This window comes from Thalassolituus sp. UBA6592 (assembly GCF_002433655.1).
In the GTDB taxonomy this organism is placed as follows: Bacteria; Pseudomonadota; Gammaproteobacteria; order Pseudomonadales; family Oceanobacteraceae; genus Venatoribacter.
Genome location: NZ_DJIO01000044.1, coordinates 1 through 6,654, shown reverse-complemented (window position 1 = coordinate 6,654; position 6,654 = coordinate 1). Strand labels below are relative to the sequence as shown.

Annotated in this window: 6 protein-coding genes; 2 read left to right on the top strand and 4 right to left on the bottom strand. The window is 51.5% G+C overall.

Annotated features, from left to right (window positions below):
- Both thrS and B2Z72_RS03980 read right to left on the bottom strand, forming a co-directional pair.
- The coding region (thrS, locus tag B2Z72_RS03985; RefSeq protein WP_297004209.1) for a threonine--tRNA ligase at positions 1-1,737 on the bottom strand (1,737 nt) is incomplete at its 3' end.
- Positions 1,738-1,855: 118 nt separating this feature from the next.
- Positions 1,856-2,857: an AraC family transcriptional regulator gene (locus B2Z72_RS03980; RefSeq protein ID WP_296983021.1), complete on the bottom strand. Its 1,002-nt coding sequence runs from the start codon at positions 2,855-2,857 to the stop codon at positions 1,856-1,858.
- Positions 2,858-3,116: 259 nt separating this feature from the next.
- Here B2Z72_RS03980 and B2Z72_RS03975 point away from each other — a divergent pair, with 259 nt between their 5' ends.
- Complete coding sequence (locus tag B2Z72_RS03975) at positions 3,117-4,001, top strand: sterol desaturase family protein (protein WP_296983022.1); 885 nt, start codon at positions 3,117-3,119, stop codon at positions 3,999-4,001.
- Positions 4,002-4,129: 128 nt separating this feature from the next.
- Here B2Z72_RS03975 and B2Z72_RS03970 read toward each other — a convergent pair whose 3' ends face one another.
- Entirely contained in the window at positions 4,130-4,690 is a 561-nt protein-coding gene (locus B2Z72_RS03970) for a DJ-1 family glyoxalase III (protein ID WP_296983023.1), read from the bottom strand.
- A gap of 263 nt (positions 4,691-4,953) precedes the next feature.
- A complete protein-coding gene (locus B2Z72_RS03965) occupies positions 4,954-5,538 on the bottom strand; it encodes a DUF3833 family protein (RefSeq protein ID WP_296983024.1) in 585 nt (194 codons plus the stop codon).
- 413 nt (positions 5,539-5,951) lie between these two features.
- Here B2Z72_RS03965 and B2Z72_RS03960 point away from each other — a divergent pair, with 413 nt between their 5' ends.
- Positions 5,952-6,587 carry a class I SAM-dependent methyltransferase gene (locus B2Z72_RS03960; protein ID WP_296983025.1) on the top strand — a complete coding sequence of 212 codons (636 nt, stop codon included), beginning with the start codon at positions 5,952-5,954 and terminating at the stop codon, positions 6,585-6,587.
- Positions 6,588-6,654 lie beyond the last annotated feature (67 nt).

Here is a 6,654-nt window from a genome sequence, read left to right as displayed (position 1 = left end):
GATCTTCTCGTTTCTCAAGTCCGCTTGTGCTCTAAACCCTTTTGAATTCAGGGTTTTGGCCAATTTTTCGCAATATTCTGCCTGATTGTCAGTAATATTCAGGATTGAAGCCTGCTTTGGCGCCAGCCATGGTGGCATTGCACCAGCGTAGTGCTCGATCAGAATACCAACAAAACGCTCAAACGAGCCCAGAATAGCACGGTGCAGCATCACTGGTGTTTTACGTTCGCCATCTTCATCGACGAACTGGGCACCAAGACGTCCTGGCAGCATAAAGTCGAGCTGCAGGGTACCGCACTGCCATACACGGCCGATACAGTCGCGCAGGGAGAATTCGATCTTAGGACCGTAGAAGGCACCTTCGCCTGGCTGCAGCTCCCACTCCAGACCCGCTTCATTCAGCGCATCTTCCAGTGCCGCTTCGGCCAGATCCCATTGGGCATCATCACCGATACGGCCTTCCGGACGGGTAGACAGCTTCATTTCCACCGCGTCGAAACCGAAGTCTTTGTACACATCCAGCGTCAGCTTGATGAAATCAGAGGCTTCCTGACGGATCTGCTTCTCAGTAGCGAAGATGTGCGCGTCATCCTGGGTGAAGCCACGCACACGCATAATGCCGTGCAGCGCACCTGATGGCTCGTTACGGTGACAGGAGCCAAACTCCGCCAGACGCATTGGCAGTTCACGGTAGCTCTTCAGCCCCTGGTTAAACACCTGGATATGACATGGGCAGTTCATCGGCTTCACGGCGTAGTGGCGTTTTTCCGATTCGGTGGTGAACATGGCGTCCTGGTAATGTTCCCAGTGGCCGGATTTCTCCCACAGTGTACGGTCAACAACCTGAGGCGTTTTGATCTCAAGGTAACCGGCATCACGCTGTACTTTACGCATGTACTGCTCAAGCACCTGATACATGGTCCAGCCATTCGGGTGCCAGAACACCATACCTGGCGCTTCTTCCTGCAGGTGGAACAGGTCCAACTGCTTTGCCAGCTTACGGTGATCGCGTTTTTCCGCTTCTTCGATGCGGGTAATATAGTCCTTCAGATCCTTCTTATCGTTCCATGCAGTACCGTAAATACGCTGCAACTGTTTGTTCTGCGAATCACCGCGCCAGTAGGCACCGGATACACGCTGCAGTTTGAATATGCGCATAACACGGGTATTCGGAACGTGAGGACCACGACACATGTCGATGTATTCTTCGTGGTGGTACAGGCCCACCGCCTCTTCGCCCTTCTCGATCAGATCATCGATCAGTTCGACTTTGTAATCTTCACCACGGTCTACGAAGACACGACGCGCGTCTTTAATCGGCGTCATTTCTTTTACAACGTCGTAGTCTTTCTTGATCAGCTCTTTTACGCGTTTTTCAATCGCGGCGACATCTTCCGGTGTAAATGGACGTTCAAAATCGATGTCGTAATAAAAGCCGTCGTCGATCACCGGGCCAATAGCCATCTTAGCGGTTGGGTACAGCTGCTTAACAGCATGACCAACCAGGTGAGCGAAAGAGTGACGGATAACTTCCAGACCTTCCTGATCACGACCGGTGATCAGGGTAATTTCGGAGTCTTCCGTGATCAGTTCACAGGCATCAACCAGCTTGCCGTTGATACGGCCACATACCGTCGCTTTCGCCAGACCAGGGCCGATGTCTTCGGCAACCTGCATCAGGGTTACGGGTTGAGCAAATTCGCGTTTGGAACCATCAGGAAGGGTAATAACAGGCATATCATATCCTTGTCAGTGGTGGCCCCCACGACAGGCCACATGAATGAAAAGAGGCACGTACTGTACAGAGCGAAATGGCCCGTGTAAACCGCCGTAACCAAAGGAAAGATAAAGGATATCAGCCGCGCTGACCTTTTACCCAGACACCAGGTGGTAATTCTGTGTTCTGTTTAAAGGCACGGTTAAAAGCGCTTTGTTCGGAGTACCCTAAGAGCAGTGCAATTTCGCTTTGCGTCAGCCGCCCTTCCAGCAGATATTCCTTCGCCAGTTGCATGCGTGCCTGGGTCATAATATCGCTGAATACCAGCCCCGCCGCTTTCAGCCGCCGGAACAGCGTGCGCTCAGAAAGATGCAGCGTACGGGCTACACACCCGATATCCGGCTGCCCCTGACGGATAGCGATCAGTAGTGCATGCTTAAGATTCAGCGTAAACGGATCTTCCGCCGGCAGAATGCCCATCAGCGCCTGTGCCTGCTGATCGAGCAAAGCGTGCGTGCCCGGATTACTCTGCTGAACCGGCAACAGCATATCCGCCGGTTTAAAGTACAGTGCTGTGGTTTTCTGACTGAAGCGCACGTTGCAGCCACAGGCATCCGCAAGCTCTGCTGATTCCGCAGGCTCTGCAAAGGTGAAATCCACCATGGCCGGCGCCAGAGCATCATCGGCCGTCAGGGTACGGATAAAATGAATCACGCCCACCACCAGCACTTCATCTGATAAGCGTGATGATGCGCCATAATCTGTCGTCCAGCTCATACAGATCCATCCATCTTTCGCGCTTATCTGTGCCCGATCACCATCGTGTAACAGGCGCTGGTAACGCTGAAAGCCCTGCAATGCGTCGTTCAGATGCTCACTGGACAGCAACAGATGGCCGAGCACGCCGACATAGTCGGCACGAATCCGCTTGCCCAATGCAATACCAACCGGCTCATCCGTACACAACGCCTGCAACTCATCCAGCACCCGCCACCACTGCCTGAACGCCATACGATCATTGGCCGAAAGCCCGGAAAGATAACGGTATAAATCAGAATCAGTCAGCTGTCGGCCAAGCATATATTCCTTAACCAGCCCGGCCAGATCCCCGCTGACCTGCAGATTTGCCAACAACCCCATGATCGCTCCCATTTAATCTCAACTGACTCAGACCTCTGGACCCATCCCTCTGACTTTCCGGCAGCCAGAAACAGCCTGCGTCGCTTCTGGCAGAGATTGTCAAAATGATGGCATGAAATGTCAATCGAAGTTAATACAGGCAGGCTAAGCTGGTTGCAGATAACAAGAGCTCAACCAGCAACCTTTAAAACGACGCCCTAAAAACAACAGAAGCACAACCGAAACACCACAAAAATAACAACTATCTGACGAGGTCAGCATGCAGGATATCTGGCACGCCCTGCTGTTTATTGCAGCATTCGGCATCATTTTCAGCAGCGTTATGGTCGCTGAGCACCTGTACGCTCAGTACAAACAGCGCGGACAGATTTATTACTTCAAAGAAACTGCCGCCAATCTGGTAATCGGCGCGTCCTATAAAGTCGTGGACGGTATTGCCATCGCCCTTTTTATTCAGGCGTTTTATCTTTGGGTGTATGACTTCGGCCTGCAGTGGAACCCGGAGCTCTCGGTGTGGAGTGTTCTGGCACTGGTGGTTTTTATCGATCTGTGTTTTTACATCAACCATGTGTTGATGCACAAAGTGCGCTGGTTCTGGAACGTACACGTCACCCATCACTCTTCTGAGCACATGAATTTCTCCACGGCATTGCGCCAGAATTTTACTTTCGCTTTATCCGGCGCCTGGTTTTTCTGGTGGATTCCGGCGGCACTGGTCGGTTTCGATAAAGACTGGGTACTGATCGCGATCGAAGCCAATCTGGTGTATCAGTTCTTCCTGCATACCGAACAGGTTGGTCGTCTGGGCTGGCTGGAAAAAATATTGAATACACCGTCGCACCACCGCGTGCATCACGGCAGCAACCCTGAACAGATCGACCGTAATTTCGGTGGCATTTTTATTATCTGGGATCACCTGTTCGGCACTTTCCGCGATGAACGCGACGCCGGTGAAATAAAATACGGTGTTACGCGCATGCCGGCTCAGCCCTACAATGCCTGGCATCTGCAGATTCACGACTGGGTTGCCATGTTCCGCGATGTCAGGCGCTACCGCGATCTGCGTATTCTGTATAAACACCCGGACTGGGTCATTGAGGTATACGGCGACAGGGAGAAATCCGGTAACAGCTCATCACACTAAGATGAAAAGGCGAAGATTAAAAAACGAAGATTAAAAAACGAAGATTAAAAGACGCAAACAAAAAAGCCGGAGCAATCTCCGGCTTTCCTGTGTTTCTTCCTTCCTGCGCTTGCTGATGCTGCCAATGATCAGGCGTAAGCCAGCATCCCCTGACCCACTTCACGGGACTTTTCCGGACCGCAAAGCTTACCGACCAATACTAAAGCAAACATAACCGCTGTTGCCGGACCACGACTGGTGACGATGTTTTCATCAACAACAACGCCTTCCGTTAATGCCATGGTGGCAGACTCCAGCAGCAGCTCTTCAAAGCCCGGATAACAGGTGGCTTTCTTGCCCTTCAGCATACCGTGTTTTGCCATGACAACCGCCGGTGAGGCACAGATAGCCGCTGCCACTTTGCCTGCAGCCAGCTGCTTATTCATCAGCGCAATAAAGGTTTCATCCGCTGACAGATGTTCAGCACCCGGCATACCGCCCGGCGCAATCACCGCATCCCACTCAGTATCTGTGCAATCTGCGATCATCGCATCGGCGGTAATTTTTGTGCCGTTGGCACAGGTAATGGTCAGATTATCCATAACCGACGCCACCGTGACGTCAACACCACCACGACGCAAAGTATCGATAATGCTCACCGCTTCAATATCTTCGCTGCCGTCGGCAATCCCTACTAACGCTTTAACCATATCCATTCTCCTGAAAGTTATCTGTTTACTGCAGACGCCGCTAATCTGGCACTAATGATGCCCAAAAACTGTGAAGTTATTCTACAGAATTTAAACGGAATAACGCCGGCAGCAGGTTATGTGAAGTACCGGCGTACTATAAGGGATCAGATTCTCAAACCTAACACATAATCCTGTTTTTAAAGGTAATCTGCCTCGCTTTCATTAATAAAGCTCAAGTGCCGGACTGAGGTCAAAAAGTAAACGAAACCCGCGGTTCACACTTATTCTGCCGCCGGCAGCTGACAATAAGATGCATCCGGCACTTTGCGCATGACCAGCAGCACCTGCCCCACTTCTATACCGAATTTGGTCATTGTGGTTTCGTTGACCACCAGATCTTCCGCCACCATATACATACGGTCATCCATGGACAGATCAATGGTATCCCCCGGCTCACCGTATCTGAGGGTGTAGCCCATAGAAATGGTATTGCCCGCATAGCGCATCAGCGTTGGCTCAGGCACATCCGTAGCACTGGCCAGATAACCATCATCGGCTGGGTTCAGTGTCCATACCCGGGGTTCGCGCACCGGCGCTTTGCCTGGCTCATCGTAAAAATAGAAAACCTCGTCCAGTGTGCCCGTACCCGTGGCGGACCAGGACGCTTCAATAACCGCATTAAACTGACGCAGCTGCTCACCGCTGAAACCGTTCACCACACCATCAGCGCAGAGGGTCCCATCAAAAAACCCCTGTGGTGTCAGCCGTGGCTGACGCCAGCCCTGCTGCTCAATAGCGGGAGTGGAACAGCCAGACAGTGTCAGCAGCAGAAACGCCACACTGCCCTGTAAAGATTTATTCGCCATCGTGCTGTCTCCTTCTTATTAGCCTGTGCCTGCACACAAGCATGCAAGCATCTGTACCCGTTTGCAGTGTGGCTATGCAGTGCGACTATGAGTGCCGCCACCTGCGTCAATGGATAGCCACCTACGTTTATAGGGCAGCTATATAGTGCAGCTATGAGTGTAGTGGCCCACCCATAAAGTTATACAATACCTATTCAAAGCTATACAAAGCAAGTCATGCCTGCTGTCACTTTGCCGCAACAGAAATCCGGCAACATGCATCTGCACTGAACGATTTCCCGAAATAGTCTTCCGCAACTGAGGCGCAGCCACACCGATACCGCCGGGATAATACAATGCCGGGAATGCGCCTATTGCTGGCCGATAAAAACCGGGTACACTGGCACCTTTCTGATTTAACAGGATTTTTTGTTATGCCCCGCCTGGAAGTGTTTGAACAGGATCATCTGCAAATGGCCTACGGCATTTATATGCTGACGGCGAAAAGTCCGGTAGTCAGAAAGCTGAAGCGTATTGCCCAACCCAATATTCACGGCCACAAGACCTGGTCTTCCAGCTTCCTGATCATGGACTACCTGCAGGATAACAAGCTGAAGAAAAATACCCGTCTGCTGGAATTAGGATGCGGCTGGGGCCCGGCCTCTGTTTACTGCGCCAGTCAGCAGAAAGCCAAAGTTACCGGACTGGATCTGGACGAGAACGTATTCCCTTACCTCGAAGTCATGGCAGCCGCCAACGACTGCAAAGTAAAACCTCTGCAGGCGTCATTCAGTGATATGAAAGGCAAAGACCTGGCGGAATTCGACGTCGTAATTGGCGCAGATATCTGTTTCTGGGATGCTCTGGTGGACGATCTGTTTAAATTATTCAAACGGGCGAAACGTGCCGGCGTGAAGAAAATTATCCTCGCCGATCCGGGCCGTTCCACCTTTGATGAATTATGTGAAAAATGCGAGAAAGCCTGGCCAGGTTCCTATACCCATGAATTCTGGTACGCGCTGGAACCAAAACGTTTTGAAGGCCGCTTGTTGATTCTGGATTTTGACTGAGCGTCTGCAACGCAGTAAAGCAGATATAAAGAAACCGGCAGATGCCACTGCTGTCCCACAGTTTAAA